The organism is Parahaliea mediterranea, from assembly GCF_017255185.1.
In the GTDB taxonomy this organism is placed as follows: domain Bacteria; phylum Pseudomonadota; class Gammaproteobacteria; order Pseudomonadales; family Halieaceae; genus JAFKCZ01.
Genome location: NZ_JAFKCZ010000006.1, coordinates 267,306 through 281,944, shown reverse-complemented (window position 1 = coordinate 281,944; position 14,639 = coordinate 267,306). Strand labels below are relative to the sequence as shown.

General features: G+C 64.0%; 14 protein-coding genes. 11 read left to right on the top strand and 3 right to left on the bottom strand.

All coding sequences use genetic code 11. From position 1 onward, the window contains the following. Window positions 1-6 precede the first annotated feature (6 nt). Complete coding sequence (locus tag JYP50_RS09830; RefSeq protein ID WP_206560330.1) at window positions 7-828, top strand: PaaX family transcriptional regulator C-terminal domain-containing protein; 822 nt, start codon at window positions 7-9, stop codon at window positions 826-828. Further along, the gene (locus JYP50_RS09825; RefSeq protein ID WP_206560329.1) at window positions 825-1,868 is read left to right on the top strand and encodes an AraC family transcriptional regulator; all 1,044 of its coding nucleotides are present in this window, start codon (window positions 825-827) and stop codon (window positions 1,866-1,868) included. Before JYP50_RS09830 ends, JYP50_RS09825 begins: the two co-directional genes overlap by 4 nt. Here JYP50_RS09825 and JYP50_RS09820 read toward each other — a convergent pair. Further along, window positions 1,844-3,442 (bottom strand): flavin-containing monooxygenase, encoded by a 1,599-nt coding sequence (locus JYP50_RS09820; protein ID WP_206560328.1) that lies wholly within the window; start codon window positions 3,440-3,442, stop codon window positions 1,844-1,846. The genes JYP50_RS09825 and JYP50_RS09820 overlap by 25 nt on opposite strands. 257 nt (window positions 3,443-3,699) lie before the next feature. Between JYP50_RS09820 and JYP50_RS09815 the strand changes: the two genes are divergently transcribed. Beyond that, entirely contained in the window at window positions 3,700-4,869 is a 1,170-nt protein-coding gene (locus JYP50_RS09815) for a DUF2235 domain-containing protein (RefSeq protein WP_206560327.1), read from the top strand. Here the strand turns inward: JYP50_RS09815 and JYP50_RS09810 are convergent. Then, window positions 4,848-5,762, bottom strand: coding sequence for a LysR substrate-binding domain-containing protein (locus tag JYP50_RS09810; RefSeq protein WP_206560326.1), 915 nt, complete (start codon window positions 5,760-5,762; stop codon window positions 4,848-4,850). The two genes, JYP50_RS09815 and JYP50_RS09810, sit on opposite strands and share 22 nt — an antisense overlap. Window positions 5,763-5,875: 113 nt before the next feature. Between JYP50_RS09810 and JYP50_RS09805 the strand changes: the two genes are divergently transcribed. The 6 genes from JYP50_RS09805 (at window position 5,876) to JYP50_RS09780 (ending at window position 11,521) form a co-directional block, all read left to right on the top strand. After that, entirely contained in the window at window positions 5,876-7,468 is a 1,593-nt protein-coding gene (locus JYP50_RS09805; RefSeq protein WP_206560325.1) for a 5-guanidino-2-oxopentanoate decarboxylase, read from the top strand. Next, window positions 7,465-8,697, top strand: a complete 1,233-nt coding sequence (locus JYP50_RS09800) for a pyridoxal phosphate-dependent aminotransferase (RefSeq protein ID WP_241263000.1) — start codon at window positions 7,465-7,467, stop codon at window positions 8,695-8,697. Before JYP50_RS09805 ends, JYP50_RS09800 begins: the two co-directional genes overlap by 4 nt. Then, a complete protein-coding gene (locus JYP50_RS09795; RefSeq protein WP_206560324.1) occupies window positions 8,694-9,950 on the top strand; it encodes a Zn-dependent hydrolase in 1,257 nt (418 codons plus the stop codon). Before JYP50_RS09800 ends, JYP50_RS09795 begins: the two co-directional genes overlap by 4 nt. Continuing rightward, complete coding sequence (locus tag JYP50_RS09790) at window positions 9,947-10,855, top strand: dimethylarginine dimethylaminohydrolase family protein (RefSeq protein ID WP_206560323.1); 909 nt, start codon at window positions 9,947-9,949, stop codon at window positions 10,853-10,855. The genes JYP50_RS09795 and JYP50_RS09790 overlap by 4 nt, the downstream gene beginning before the upstream one ends. An 85-nt stretch (window positions 10,856-10,940) precedes the next feature. After that, window positions 10,941-11,147 (top strand): type II toxin-antitoxin system VapB family antitoxin, encoded by a 207-nt coding sequence (locus JYP50_RS09785; RefSeq protein WP_206560322.1) that lies wholly within the window; start codon window positions 10,941-10,943, stop codon window positions 11,145-11,147. Then, window positions 11,144-11,521, top strand: coding sequence for a type II toxin-antitoxin system VapC family toxin (locus tag JYP50_RS09780; RefSeq protein ID WP_206560321.1), 378 nt, complete (start codon window positions 11,144-11,146; stop codon window positions 11,519-11,521). The genes JYP50_RS09785 and JYP50_RS09780 overlap by 4 nt, the downstream gene beginning before the upstream one ends. A gap of 203 nt (window positions 11,522-11,724) precedes the next feature. Here the strand turns inward: JYP50_RS09780 and JYP50_RS09775 are convergent, their stop codons facing one another. Beyond that, entirely contained in the window at window positions 11,725-12,435 is a 711-nt protein-coding gene (locus tag JYP50_RS09775) for a hypothetical protein (RefSeq protein WP_206560320.1), read from the bottom strand. A gap of 242 nt (window positions 12,436-12,677) precedes the next feature. On the opposite strand from JYP50_RS09775, the gene JYP50_RS09770 reads away from it, so the two are divergent. Next, window positions 12,678-13,355: a hypothetical protein gene (locus JYP50_RS09770; protein ID WP_206560319.1), complete on the top strand. Its 678-nt coding sequence runs from the start codon at window positions 12,678-12,680 to the stop codon at window positions 13,353-13,355. A 355-nt stretch (window positions 13,356-13,710) separates the two neighbouring features. Continuing rightward, window positions 13,711-14,559 carry a hypothetical protein gene (locus JYP50_RS09765; protein WP_206560318.1) on the top strand — a complete coding sequence of 283 codons (849 nt, stop codon included), beginning with the start codon at window positions 13,711-13,713 and terminating at the stop codon, window positions 14,557-14,559. Window positions 14,560-14,639: the final 80 nt, after the last annotated feature.

The window sequence follows — 14,639 nt, the reverse complement described above, 5'->3', positions numbered from 1 at the left end:
TAGATTATGTCCAATAAGAGTAATATTGATACCCTGTCGGCCACCGAGCTGGTGCTCGACCTGCTGGAGGGCCATGCCAGTCATCGGCTACCGGTACAGAAGTTGGTGCGTGCCGCCTCGCTGTTCGACATCCGTCCCCAGGCGGTGCGTGTGGCGCTCACCCGCCTGGCGCGGCAGGGGCGTGTCGAGAGCCCCGCCCGCGGCGTCTACGCCCTGCAAACACGGGGCAGCACGCTGCTGCAGGACGTGGAGGCCTGGCTGCGCCGCGAGGAGCGCGCGGTGACCTGGAACGGGTACTGGGTGGGCGTGAGTGACGCCGGTGCGCCGCGTACGCAGCGTACCCGGTGGCGGCGCCACCTGCGGGCCCTGGCGCTGCGGGGTTTTCGCGAACTGGCGCCAGGCCTGCACCTGCGTCCGGATAACCTGCGCGGTGGCGTGCCGGCCCTGCGCGGCGAGCTGGACAGCCTCGGGCTGGCGCCGGAAGCTCTGACCTATGGCGTCACCGAACTGGACGAGGTACACCGGGAGCGCGCGCGGCACCTGTGGGACACCGATGGCCTGGAAAGGCGTTATCTCGAGCTGTTGTCCGCACTGGCGCAAAGCCGGCGGGCGCTGGAGCGGGGCCCCCTGGAGCGGGCGGCCCGCGACAGCCTGCTGCTGGGGCACGAGGCGATTCGTGCGATACTTTACGATCCGCTGCTGCCGGACCAGATGATGGCGGGGCGGGCCCGCGCCGACCTGATCGCCCGCATGCGCGAGTACCAGCAGTGGGCGCGGGGTGTGTGGTCGGCATTTCTGGCGGAGGGTGAAGGCGACGACGGCGCATGACGATCATCGATAACGCGCATATCGCCCGCCACGGCCGCGGTCTCAGGCCGGTGCTGGGAGTAATGGAGTCCCTCGGTATCGGGGCCGGACGTTGCCTGGAGGGAACGGGCATTGCCGTGCCCGCGCCATCGGCTGGCGATCCGCAAATCACCCTGGATCAGGAATACGCGTTTTACCGCAACATCCTACGCGCCAGCGGCAATCCCCAGCTCGGCCTGCTGCTGGGCGGGGCGTTTACCCCGGAGACCTACGGCATCCTGGGTTACGCCATGCAATCCGCCGCCAGCGTCAGGGAGCTGCTGGAGCTGGCCTACGAGTTCCGCCTGCTGACGTTTACCCACTTTCACCTGGCGGGCGCGGGGGCCGGGGGGCGATTCAGTTTCCGCTTCGAGCCGGCCTACCCGATTCCCGATGATCTCCTTCAGGTGTTCTGCGATAGGGATCTGTCCGCCGCGGTCGACATTCTCCGAGCGGTGGGGCTCGACCGCAAACTGATCCTGGAAGTGCAATTGATGCACGCGGGGAAGCCCGATTCCGCGGCCTATGGCCACCACTTCGGCTGTCCGGTGCGCTTTGGCTGCCCCCACAACGCCCTGGTTTTTGACGAGGCCACCCTGGATATCGGCCTGCCGCGACAGGACCCCGAGACCCTCGAGAACTGCCGCCAGCAGTGCCGCAGGGTCCTCGCGCGGGTGCGCGCGCAAAGCTCGTTGGCGGCCCGGGTCAGCGAGATCCTGCTGTCGCGGGTGGGCACCTTTCCAACCTGCGAGGAAGTGGCGCGCCGCTTGCATTGCGACGCGCGAACGCTGCGCCGGAACCTGGAAAAGGAGGGCACCAGCTTTTCCGCCACCCTGGGCGCGGTGCGCCTGGCGCTGGCCAAGGAGTACCTGGGCTCGGGGATGTCGGTCAGGCGGGTGGCCGAGCTGCTGGACTACTCGGAGGTCGCCGCGTTTTCCCGGGCCTTCAAGCGCTGGACTCACCAGAGCCCCTCGGCCTACCGCGCCGGAACCGAGGATCAGTTGATCGCGAAGCCCTCGTAGTCCCGCTCGACAACCTGCTGGCAGTACTCCCGGTAAACGGGGTAGCTGCCCACGAAGGCCATCATCATGCGCGGCTTGCCGGGCACATTGCTGCCCACGTACCAGGAGTCCTCGGTGGCGAGCAGGGTTTCGTCCGCGGCCTCCGCCATCAGCGCCCCCCAGGCCTCCTCGGCCGCGGCCGTCGCCTCAATGGTGGCGGCGCCGGACTGCTCGAGGCCGCCGATGCAATTGGCAATAAAGTCCACGTGGTGTTCGATGGTCTGCACCATGTTGCTGAACACGGAAACACTGCCCGGGCCGTTGACCATGAACAGGTTGGGAAAACCGGCCACCTGCAGGCCGAGGTAGTTGGCCGGGCCGTCGCGCCAGCGCTCGCGCAGGGACAGGCCCTCGCGCCCGCGGATATCGATTTTTTCAAGGGCGCCGGTCATGGCGTCAAAACCGGTGGCGTACACGATCACATCGTATGCTTCCGGGCCCAGGTCGGTTTCGATGCCGGTTTCGGTGATACGTTGGATGGGGTGGTTTTTCGCGTCCATCACCCGGACATTGTCGCGGTTGAAGGTGGTATAGAAGTCGGTATCCGAGCACAGGCGGCGGGAGCCCAGCACGCCCCGGGGCATCAGTACCGCGGCGTCGGCGGGGTCGTCGATCAAGGCGGCGACTTTTTCCCGCACGAAGTCGGCCATGACCCGGTTGGTGTCGGGGTCGAGCAGTGAGTCCGGGTAGGCCAGGATGAACTGCAGGCCGCCGATCTGCCACCACTGCTCGAGGCTGGCGCGGCGCTCGGCGTCGCTGTGCTCGGCCATGGTGACCTGCACGTCCGGGTGGTTGGCGCCAAAGCCGCCGAAACGGTTTTTCTCGTCCGCGCGCAGTGTATCGTAGCGCTGCTTGATGCCCGCCAATTCTTCCGGGGTCAGGTCGCGATTGCGCGCCGGCGCGGTGTAGCTGGGGGTGCGCACATACACATCCAGCTGCGCCGCTTCCCGGGCGATCTCGGGAATCGCCTGGATGCCGCTGGAGCCGGTGCCGATCACCGCCACCCGTTTGCCCGCCAGGTCGACACCGGCCCGGGGCCACTGCCCGGTGTGCACCGACAGGCCGCGGAAACGTTCGCGCCCCTCGATCGCGGGAAACAGCGGCACTGACAGGGAGCCGGTCGCCGCCACCACATAGCGGGCCTGGAAGTTGTCGCCCGTGTCGGTGGTCACCGCCCAGCGCCCGGCTTCCTCGTCGAATTGCAGCGCATTCACCGTGGTGTTGAAGGCGATGTCCGGGCGCAGCTCATAGCGCTGCGCCACGTGATTGATGTAAGCCAGGATATCGGGCTGTGCGGAAAAGCGCTCCGGCCACTCCCACTCCTGCTGCAACTGCTGGTCGAACTCGTAGGAGTACTCGACGCTCTCCACATCGCAGCGGCAGCCGGGGTAGCAGTTCCAGTACCAGGTACCGCCGACGTCCGGGGCGGCTTCAATGACCCGCGCGGACAGGCCCAGGCGCCGCGCGCGGATCAACATATACAGGCCGGCGAACCCGGCGCCAATGATGGCGATGTCGTAGTGCTGCTGGTTCAAGGTGTCATTCCTCCGCTTGCGACGTGGCTGGGTGTGTGACCCAGGTTCGCAGTCTAGGCGCAATCGTCGGCGAAGGGATTGATGGATGGGGACGACTTCGGGATCGTGTGACCGGAATTATCAAGGTGGCCAACGTCCCGAGGGCGTGGCCACCGGTTCGATCGGTTCCCGGGCCGTGGAACGCGCCGCTACCACAGATGCCTGATAGGGCCGTCTATACTGGCCAATAACCGGAATCACCAGCGGGTCGCCGCGACATGCCAAAGAACATCGCGCTGTTTATCGACGGTACCTGGAATTATCCCCGGGGCAGGAAAAATGCCCAAAACACCAATGTGCGCAAGCTCTACGAGCTCTGCCAAGGCAGCGCGAGTCACCAGGAACTGTGCTACCTGCGCGGTGTGGGTACCCTGGGTTCGCCGCCTTTCCCCGAAGAGAGCCCATCCGGTGGGCGTCGGGTGCGGCAGTGGCTGGGCCGGCCGCTGAATGTGTTGGCCGGCGCCACCGGTGGCGGTACCAGTAACCGCATCGTCGACGCCTACCAGTTCCTCTGCCGGCACTACCAGCCCGGCGATCACATCTACCTGTTCGGCTTCAGCCGCGGCGCCTTCGCCGCGCGATCGCTGGCGGGTTTTGTCGACCACGTGGGCATACTGTTGCGCGAGAAGCTCGAGTTTGTGGATGGGGCCTACTGGCTATACCGGCACGCGATCGATACCCGCCAGAGCCGGCTGCGTGAGTTTCTGTACCGGATCACCGACGGACGGGAGGGCGCCGACGATGAGACGGCACTGCCGATCCACTTCATCGGCGTGTGGGATACCGTGGCGGCGTTGGGACTGCCGCGACGCGCCAGTGTGCTCACCGACCCCTACAACGAGTACCACCAAACCGGCCTGCCGTACTATATGACCCACGCCAGGCACGCCCTGGCCATTCACGAATTGCGCGGGGATTTTCGCCCGCTGCTGTGGCACGGCACCCACCCCAACAACCCCCACCAGACCCTGCAGCAAACCTGGTTTGCCGGAGCGCACGCCGATGTGGGCGGCGGCTACCGCGAGGCGGACCTCTCCGACAACACCCTGGCATGGATGATCGGGGAGGCGACGGCTGCGGGGCTGGCGGTGAACGCCGTCCCGCAGGTCAGCGCGGCGACCGTCCGCTATGCGCCCCTGCATCACGAGATACGCGGCGTATTCGCCGCTGCCAGGCCCCGTACACGCGAGGCCCTGGCCGGCGGTGCCGGTGTGACCGCCGGCACGGTAAACACCTTCCGCCTGGACCGGGCGAGCTTTGAGCGCATGGACCAGCCCCGCGCGATGCGCCCTTACCGGTTTTTCCGGCCCGCGGTCAACAAGGCGCTGCAGCGCGCCGATGATTTAGGCAGCGCGCTGCATCGGCATCACGCGGTGCCGCTGGATTGACTGCCGCCCGGTGCTGACAGCGACTGCAGCCAATCGCTGAACACTGCCACCGCGGGTGTGGCGCCCTGTTTGGGCAGCACCAGGTAATAGTACTGCTCGCAGGCCAGCCGCAGGTCGCCCGCCCGCATCAGGTTGCCCCGCTCCAGCGCCTCGGCGACGAAGTAGGTGGGCAGGAAGGCGATCCCCAGGCCCTGGGCCGCGCACTGCATCACCAGGCTGAAGGTCTCCATGCGCGGGCCGGGCAACTGCTGGATCTCTGTGTTCGACAGCCCGGCCGCGAGCAGCCAGCTGTTGCTGGTGGAAAAGGGCCCGGTGTGGTGCACGATGGGGTAGTGCAGGGCATCGGCGTAGCGTGCCATCGGCGGGCCGCTCTCCAGCACCTCCGGTGTGCTCACCGCCACCAGCATTTCCTGCATCAGCGGGATGCAGGTCCGGTCCTGCCAGGCCGGCTCGCCGTACACGATGGCGATATCCCACTGCGCCTTGCCGGCGCGCAGGCGCTCCATGTCGGTCAGCAGCTCCACGCTGATGTGCGGGTGGTCCCGGTTGAAGCCCCTCAGCTGCGGGATCAGCCAGGAACTGGCCAGCGCCGGCTCGACACCCACGCACAAATGCCCGGTGGCCGCGCGGCGGGTGCGCTGGGTGGCGCCGCGCAGGTCCTCCAGAACGCCCGTTACCTGCTCGAGGTAGGCGGCGCCCAGGTCGTTGAGACGCAGGCGCTGGCGCGAGCGCTCGAACAGCGGGGTGCCCAGCAGGTTTTCCAGGGTCTGCACCTGGCGGCTGACCGCGCTCTGGGTCATGTGCAGCTGCTCGCTGGCGCGGGTCACGCTGCCGCTGCGGGCCACGGCCTCGAAGCACAGCAGGGCCTGGGTGGAGGGGAGCTGTCGGGTCATTGCCTTAAGTTCATGAGTTTTTCGCATCAAGTATGCCGGAAATGTCGATATTGCGATAGCGTCGGGCGAGCTAGTATCAATAGCGGGTTTTTCGGTTTTACGGAGCGATATCCATGAATTGCGGCGAGCTTTTGATGCGCATGCTGGCGGACCACGGCATCGACACGGCCTTCGGTATTCCCGGCACCCACACCATCGAGCTCTACCGGGGCTTGCGGGACGGCGGCATTCGCCACATTAGCCCGCGGCACGAGCAGGGGGCGGGTTTCATGGCCGACGGATACGCCCGGGTCACCGGCAGGCCCGCGGTGTGCCTGACGGTCTCCGGTCCGGGCGCGCTCAATATCGCCACCGCCATGGGGCAGGCGCTGCAGGATTCGGTGCCGATGCTGGTCATCTCCGCCGACAACCAGCGGCACGAGCGCGGCCTCGGCGAGGGCCGCCTGCACGAGACCCGCAACCTGCAGGCGGCCATGGCAGAAGCCAGTGTGTGGAGCCACACGCTGATGCGCCCCGACGAGCTGCCGAAGGTCCTGGCCCGGGCCTTTACCATACTGCACAGCGAGCGCCCCGGCCCGGTACACCTGGCCCTGCCGCTGGACGTGATCACCGCCGAAGCCGGGCATGTCGATGCCCGCGCCTGGCCCCTGGCGCAGCGGCCGGTGGCTCCCGAGGCGCAGATAGACGAGGCCGCGCGGCGCCTGAACCGGGCCGAGCGTCCGGTCGTTGCGCTGGGCGGCGGGGCGGCGGATGCCGCCGCGCTGGCCCGGGACGTGGCCGAGGCGCTGGATGCGCCGGTGACGCTTACCCACAATGCGCGCGGTATCCTGCCCCCGGATCATCCCCTGCTGGTGGCGACCTCGCCGTCCTTCCAGGCGGTGCGCGAGTTGTACCTGGAGGCCGACCTGATTCTGGGGGTGGGCACCGAGTTCAGCGAAACCGATTACGACTTTTTCTTTGACGGCGGCTTCGCCCTGGGCGGCGAACTGGTGCGCATCGACATCGACCCGGCGCAGCTGTGCCGCAACGCGCGCCCCGACCTGGCCATTCGCGCCGACAGCGCCGCGGCCCTGTCGGCGCTGCTGCCGCGCCTGGAGCGGCGCGAGCGCGGCGGCGCTGCGCGCACCAACGCGGTGCTGTCGGCGGTGCGCGGCCACGACCCTCACTACCAGCGCTTCCTCGACACCCTGGAGTCCGCCCTGCCCGGTGCGGTGCTGGTGGCGGATTCCACCCAGCCGGCCTATTACGCCGCCGCGCAGTACCACCCCCCGGCGCCGCGCAGCTTCGCCAGTGCCGCCACCGGCTACGGCACCCTCGGCTACGCGCTGCCGGCGGCCTGCGGCGCCAGGCTGGCCCGGCCGGACCGCCCGGTGATCGCGCTGCTGGGGGACGGCGGCCTGCAGTTCACGCTGCCCGAACTGGCGAGCGCGGTGGAGGCGCAACTGGGACTGGCGGTGGTGGTGTGGAACAACACCCGCTACGACATGATCGCGCGCAATTTCGAGGACGCCGGGATGGCGCCCATTGCCTGCGATATCTATACGCCGGACCTGCTGGCGATCGCCCGCGGCTACGGCTGCGCCGCCGAGCGGGCCCGCAATCACCAGGAGCTGGAGCGCCTGCTGCGGGAGGCGAACGCGCGGCAGGTGCCGACACTGATCGAGGTCCGCGAGGGGGATTTCCTCCCGGGGAGCGGGCCCCAATGAACACAGCAGAGGATCAAGCAATGAACGTGAGCGTTGGGCCCTTCAGCGGCCAGTTCAGCCAACTCAGCCGGCGCCTTGAGGACGAAGCCCAGGGCGTGTGGGCCGTGCACGATCGCGCCTGCGAACGCTTCGAGAGCGGCGAGGACGTCTACCTGCTGTCGGTGGGCGACCCCGATCTGCCCACGCCGCCGCGGGTGGTGCAGGCCGGCATCGACGCCCTGCACAAGGGGCGCACCCACTACGCCCCGGGGCGCGGCGAGCCGTGCCTGCGCCAGACCATTGCCGACATCGAAACCCGCGCCTCCGGCAAGCCCTGCGACCCGGACGAGGTGGTGGTGTTTCCCGGCGCGACCAATGCCATCTATTCGGTGCTGGCGACCCTGGTCAATCCGGGGGAGGGCGTGGTGGTGGCGGAGCCCATGTACATCGGCTACGAGGGCATATTCCGCGCCCTCGATATCCGCAAGCAGTCCTTTGACCTGGACGCCGATGGCGGTTTTGCCTTCAGCCTGGCGGCGGTCGAGGCGGCAATCACCCCCGAGACCCGCGTGGTCATGGTCAACACCCCGGGCAATCCCGCCGGCAACGTGATCGCCGAGGCGGACCTGCGCGCGCTGGCGGATATCTGTCGCGAGCGCGGCCTGTGGCTGATCTGCGACGAGGTGTATTCGATGATTACCTTCGACGCGCCCCATGTATCGCTGCGCCGGGCGGCGGCGAGCCTGGACAACGTCATCATCATCGACGGCCTGTCCAAGTCCCACGCCATGACTGGCTGGCGCCTGGGCTGGTCGGTGACCTCGCGCGCGCTGGCGGATCGCCTGCTGGATTTCACCTCGTCCACGATCTTCGGCTGCTGCCAGTTCGTGCAGGACGCCGCCGCCTTTGCGCTCACCAACGACGAGGAGTATATCCAGGGTGTGCGCGAGGAATACCGGGTGCGCCGCGACTATGTCTGCGAGCGGGTGGCCGCGATCCCGGGCCTGCAGTGCCAGGTACCCGCCGCGGGTATGTTCGTGATGATCGATGTGCGTGCTATTGCCGCCGACGGCACCGTGTTCGCGCAGCGCCTGCTGGACGCCGCGGGGGTGTCGGTGTTGCCGGGGCTTGGCTTTGGCGAGAACTGCCGCGGCTATGTGCGCGTGTCCCTGGCCCAGCCGATCAACGTGCTGCGCCCGGCCTTTGACCGCATTGCCGCGTTTGTCGCGGAAACGGAGGGTAAGTCATGACGGCATCGAACCCGCGCGACGCATTGCGCGTCGATGGCAGGCGCCTGTGGTCGCGGCTGATGGAGATTGCCCAGTACGGTGCCACCCCGGCCGGGGGCTGCAATCGCCAGGCCCTGACCGACGAGGACCGGGACGGGCGCGCCCTGTTCGCGCGCTGGTGCGAGGACGCGCTCTGCACGGTCCGCCGCGACGCGGTGGGCAACCTGTTCGCCCGGAGCCCGGGCAGCGACGACAGTTTGCCGCCGGTATTGATGGGCAGCCACCTGGACACCCAGCCCTCCGGCGGCAAGTTCGACGGTGTTTACGGGGTGCTGGCGGGCCTGGAGGTGATCGAGGCCTTGAACGAGGCCGGTGTGCAGACCCGCCACCCACTGGAAGTGGCGGTGTGGACCAACGAGGAAGGTTGCCGCTTCGACACCGCGATGATGGGCTCGGCGGTGTGGTCCGGCAATATGCCCCTGGAAGCGGCCTACGCCCTGACCGACCGCAACGGCGCCAGTGTGCGCGATGAACTGGCGCGCACCGGGCAGCTCGGGGAGCATCCGGCGACATCGCAACCGGTGCACGCCGCCTTCGAACTGCACATCGAGCAGGGGCCGGTGCTGGAGGCGGAGGGTCTCGCCATTGGCGTGGTGACCGGCGTGCAGCACATGAGCCGCCACCGGGTGGTGATCCGCGGCCAGGAAACCCACGCCGGTCCCAGCCCCATGGCGCTGCGCAAAGACCCGGTGATGGCCCTCGGCGACATCCTGCCGCGGCTCTACCAGCTGGCGGAAGAGCAGGGCGAGGACAGCCGGGTGACCATCGGCTTTATCACCGCCGAACCCGGTTCCAGCAACACGGTGCCCGGCAGGGTCGAGTTCACCGTAGATCTGCGCCATCCCGACGAGGCCCGCTATCGGGCCATGCTGGACGGTTTTGAGGAAATCGTCCAGTCGGCCTGCGATCGATATTCCCTGCCGCACGAGCGCGAATGCTTCTGGGTGGCGCCCGGTGTGGCTTTCGATCCGGGCTGCGTGGCGGCGGTGCAAAACGCCGTGGACGCGCTCGGCTATTCCCACCGGCAGATGGTGTCCGGCGCCGGCCACGACGCCTGCAATGTCGCCAGCGTGGCGCCCACCAGCATGATATTCATTCCCTGCGAGGGTGGCCTGAGCCACAACGAGGCGGAGAACATCACCCCGGAACAGGCGGAGGCCGGCGCCAATGTCCTGCTGCTGGCGGTGGCCGATAGAGCGGAGATCACGACATGAAACTGACACACCGACAGCCCGGCGGCGGCAGCCCCATCCTGAGCCAGTGGGGCATGGACTCCGAGTACGGCGTACTGCGCGACGTGCTGCTGGGCCCCATGGACCACTACAGCTGGCAGAGCGGCAACGCCATGTCCCGGCGCTCCCAGCGGTTGGGCCGCCGCTTCGACCGCGAGACCGCCCGCGCCCAGTACGGCGAGATGCTGGACGCTTACCGTCAGGCCGGCGTGAACACCCATATCCTGGAACCGGACCCGGTGCTGCCCTACCAGCTCTACGCCCGGGACTCCTCGGTGATGACCCCCTGGGGACCGATCGTCACCCAGATGTACAGCCCCTGGAGGCGCGGCGAGTGGAAGCCGGTACTGGAGTTCTACCGCGACCGGGAGATTCCCGTCTACGACGTGGTCACCGCCGGCGCGTTCGAGGGCGGCGACTTCATGGTGCTGGAACCGGGGCTGGTGGTCTGCGGCTCCAGCGGCGAGCGCACCAGCCCCGAAGGCCTGGCCCAGGTGCAGGACTGGATCGAGGCCGAGGGCTGGGAATTCGTCAGTTACCGCTTCGACCCCTATTTCCTGCACCTCGACGTCAAGCTGGCCATGCTCGATCACAAGTTGGCCGCGGCCTGCATCCAGGCCCTGGAACAGGACTTCGTCGACTGGCTGCGTGGGCGCGGCATCGAGCTGATCGACATCTCCTACCGCGCGATGCTGGAGCTGGGCTGCAATGTGGTGGCCCTGGGCAACGGGCGCGTGCTGCTGCCCAAAGACAATACCGAACTGGCACAAAAATGCCGCGCCCACGGCCTGACGGTGATCGACCCGGATGTGTCGATGTTCACTGCCGGGGGTGGCGGGGTGCACTGCATGTGCCAGCCTTTACGGCGGGAAAAAGCGCCGGGCTAGCTGTTGTTGGTCGGCCTATCTTGCGGCACTTTGAGATGTGTGATTAGATGCGTAAATGCATCAAAATTGATTCTGGGTGATCGCCATGAGAACCACTGTGACCATTGACGACGACCTCTACGAAAAGGCCCTGGAAGTCGCGGATCCGGACATGAACAAAGCTGACCTATTCCGGGAAGCCATCAGTACCTTTGTCAGGGTGCAGTCAGGCAAGCGCCTGGCGGCCCTCGGTGGGAAGGCCCCGGATATGGAGAATATTCCGCGCCGGCGGGGTAATCCAGCCCAGACGTGAGCGTTCTGGTTGACACCTCGGTTTGGGTGGATCACTTCCGAAACAGTAATCAGGCCCTTGTCTCCCTGTTGCTGCAGGACGACGCACTATCCCATCCCTTTGTGCTGGGTGAGTTGGCTTGCGGCACGCCCCCTGCCCCAAGAATACGAACACTTCGCGATATTGCCCTGTTGCGTCCTGCTAGTCAGGCCAGCATGCAGGAAGTGATGGATTTCATCGAACAACATCAACTGTACGGGCAGGGCTGCGGCCTGATAGACATGGCCCTGCTGGCTTCCGCGCTTATGACCCCTGGTGGCAGGCTATGGACCCTGGACAGGCGTTTATCTGGCTTGGCAACGCGATTTGCAGTGGCCTATACCCCTAGGCCGTAAGTCATACAGATCGGTTCCATCAGTTGACGTACGCGCACCATTCAGTGCCTTGCATTTTTCTGCCTCGAGATTTGTATTTATCCGGTACCGGATTCACGCGTAAGCCCTCTTTGAGAAGTGCTGTTTTACGCCCGGCCACGAAGTGTATTTGCACTGCAGGGTATTTCTCCTATAGGGCAAAAATCGTGTAGTTGGGCTCCTGGTCACTCCGGGTCTCGATTTTCGCGCATACCGCGTTTGATCTTGACGCCCAGGATATCCACAGAAGGCTCGTCAACACCATGGTCAGGCGCTTCATTTGCTATAAAAACCTGCACGGCTTCACTGATGAAGCTATCGAACTGGGCAGCCCGTATGGACGGGAATAAAAAGGTGTTACGCGGCGTCGACAGAATAAATCCGCCGTCAGATTCTGCGGTGGAATAGAAACCCGGACAATAGGCCTGTCTTTTGGTTTGCGAGGGTCTGCATCTCGCGATACCTAATACGCACTGGTGTTTGGCTTCGCATTCACCGGCGTATTGGAGGTTGAGCTCAAGTTCCTGAAGCTCCTTTCGAAGACTGGGGAGCAAGTCGTCCGTGACATAAACATGGTCTGTTGAAGCTGCATTTTTAAGTTCTATCAGAACACCTCGGGCCCTTTTAGCATTTGATCCCTCGATATCAATCACAGTAACTGCCGCGCTGGCATCGGCGCTTTCGATCTCCCCCAGCAGTTCTGACCAAACGACATTCGAGCCTTCTGTCGATGCAACGACGTGAAGTTTAGTGGGTTCAGGAACAGATACTTCTGCGGCCAACAGGCTGGAAAATACGCAAGTTAATACGCTGGGAATTACAACCCTCCGGGTTATGGCCATCGTATTCATGAGGCTCCACCCATTGCTGCGGCAGTAGATCAGCTGCAGCGTCATTGGTGGTTTCGAACCATGGGAAACCATTCAGCTAAGTGTAGACGAGATATTCCTGGGGGGTGGGCTTCGTCCTGATCGCCAGCGTCGTCTTTGGTGGCAAATAGGTTGCCACGGTCTATATTGAGCTTTAATACAAGCCCCGATGGAGCTATAGCATGTTGTCGAAAACTGCAAGATGCCTTGTTTGTTGCGCACCATTGTGGACTGGCACGCAGGCACAGGCAGTCGATGACTGGCATATTATGGTCGAACCCTATCTGGTCGCCACCACCATCGAGGGCGACGGCGCCCTCGGGCGCCTCGACGGTCTGGATGTGAGTGTGGACTTTGATAGCATACTCGACAAACTCGACGCCGCGGGCATGGTACGCATTGAGGCCTATCACCGGAGCAATTGGGGCCTGTTCCTCGACTGGGGCATGATGGACCTCAAGGGTAGTGGCAGGACCGAAGGTGAGCGCTTGCGGGTGGAGGCCGAGGTGAGGCAGGCAGTAACCCAGTTCGGTCTCATGTACCACATGGATTTAGCCAATGGCTCCGTCGTGGATTTCTTCTTCGGCGCGCGCTACTGGGATAACGAACTGGATCTGAAACTCCGCCCCGGCAAGGAGCAGCTCGGCCAACGCGCCCTCGGCGCCGATCCCAGCTGGACGGACGGATTCCTGGGGCTGCGGGCCTCCACCTCGCTCACGCAGGCCTGGCGTTGGTATTTGTACGCCGACGTCGGCATGGGCGATTCCGAGTATACCGGCGACCTGAAGTCGGGGTTTGTCTACAGCTTCACCGACCGTTGGCGGCTGGAGCTTGGCTATAACTTTCTCTGGGTCGACTACGAAGAAGGCAAGGTGGGCACGCCGGGCAGCTTCAAGTACGACACCGTGACCCACGGGCCGCTTGTCGGCCTGCAGATCCATTTCTAGTAACGGTTTGTGAATATGTTCCGGTCAGTGTGGCAAGGCACCCAACGACCGGAAGACCCGGAGCATCAGGTTGGTAGATCGATATTGTAGTGACAAGCAGAATCGAAATTTCTCGATGTCAATTTTATTGATGTATTGAATTAAGAAAGATCTCCTTCCACAACGCGTTTTCCGGGCGGGCGCCACGCCTCACTGCTATCCCTTACCGAAGCTCGCTAAACTTTTCTCTACGCGATTAATACAGTGCTGATAAGCACCATTCGTCTTGTGAACAGTATCGCTTTTTGACCGCCATCAATCAGGGTTTTGACCCGCGACTGCTAATATTGTGCACCTCCCCGAAAGAGTGCATTTAATGAGACGAACAATCATAGGGCTCCTGTTCGTCATCTCCTCGCTGGCGGTACCGGGCTGCAAGTTGGCCGTTATTGTTGTGGAGGGTGGGGAAGTGCGATCAACCGGTTCTGGCACCTGCGTTGCTGGTCTTGTATGCGTGGTTGACGTAACTGATACAGGGTTTTCCGACGAATTCAGAGCTGTACCCGGTGAAGGCTGGTATTTCCATAAATGGAATTCGGGGAGCAGGTTCTTTTGCGGTGGCTCTGCCGATCCTGAGTGTAAGCTGTACTTTTCTGACTACCCTGGTTCGGAAGACAATGTTCAACTTCAAGAGTTGGTAAAGTCTTCCGAAGTCTTCTATCTCATGCCTGTATTCAAACAGACGCCACCCGAAATAGCAGTACCTGACAATCGACCCGTCAGGGTTAATGGGCAAGAATGGCTTCAGCCCCGGAATTTTGTTAACTATTCTTACAATACGATACGTGAAGTCTGTCCCGACAAATTATGTTCCGGCCATTTACCCGGCAGCGCCATAGACTTGACCGGATACATGTGGGCCTCCGGTAAGGATGTTCGGCTACTCATTGAGTCCTATAAAACCAGGGATCGCTACATCCTTGGAGATTTTATCTATACCAAGGCAGAAATGGATAGAGAGCTCGAACAAGTGATAAATCTCAACTTGATTGCTCTGCTGAGTGATGATCTATCCGATGAGGGTTGGGTGCATATTGTCACAGCTTATGACGCCCAACCCTTTGAGCCAAGCAGGGAGAAGCTAAGTATTGGAGCCAATCCGTTTATAAGAGGCTCTGACCACGAGGATGCTTATGGAGCATGGTTTTGGCGGCCCGTAGAATGAACGCTGGCACTTGCGAATAGACGCACTTCGACCGCCAGCAGTATCGCGGCCATACTTGTTACCCGCACTGTAGACGGTTT

Excerpts from the sequence above, each read along its gene's own strand:
- JYP50_RS09830 (WP_206560330.1), top strand. The coding sequence starts at position 7 with ATGTCCAATAAGAGTAATATTGATACCCTGTCGGCCACCGAGCTGGTG.
- JYP50_RS09825 (WP_206560329.1), top strand. The coding sequence starts at position 825 with ATGACGATCATCGATAACGCGCATATCGCCCGCCACGGCCGCGGTCTC.
- JYP50_RS09815 (WP_206560327.1), top strand. The coding sequence starts at position 3,700 with ATGCCAAAGAACATCGCGCTGTTTATCGACGGTACCTGGAATTATCCC.
- JYP50_RS09810 (WP_206560326.1), bottom strand. The coding sequence starts at position 5,762 with ATGACCCGACAGCTCCCCTCCACCCAGGCCCTGCTGTGCTTCGAGGCC.
- JYP50_RS09805 (WP_206560325.1), top strand. The coding sequence starts at position 5,876 with ATGAATTGCGGCGAGCTTTTGATGCGCATGCTGGCGGACCACGGCATC.
- JYP50_RS09800 (WP_241263000.1), top strand. The coding sequence starts at position 7,465 with ATGAACACAGCAGAGGATCAAGCAATGAACGTGAGCGTTGGGCCCTTC.
- JYP50_RS09795 (WP_206560324.1), top strand. The coding sequence starts at position 8,694 with ATGACGGCATCGAACCCGCGCGACGCATTGCGCGTCGATGGCAGGCGC.
- JYP50_RS09790 (WP_206560323.1), top strand. The coding sequence starts at position 9,947 with ATGAAACTGACACACCGACAGCCCGGCGGCGGCAGCCCCATCCTGAGC.
- JYP50_RS09785 (WP_206560322.1), top strand. The coding sequence starts at position 10,941 with ATGAGAACCACTGTGACCATTGACGACGACCTCTACGAAAAGGCCCTG.
- JYP50_RS09775 (WP_206560320.1), bottom strand. The coding sequence starts at position 12,435 with ATGACGCTGCAGCTGATCTACTGCCGCAGCAATGGGTGGAGCCTCATG.
- JYP50_RS09770 (WP_206560319.1), top strand. The coding sequence starts at position 12,678 with ATGGTCGAACCCTATCTGGTCGCCACCACCATCGAGGGCGACGGCGCC.
- JYP50_RS09765 (WP_206560318.1), top strand. The coding sequence starts at position 13,711 with ATGAGACGAACAATCATAGGGCTCCTGTTCGTCATCTCCTCGCTGGCG.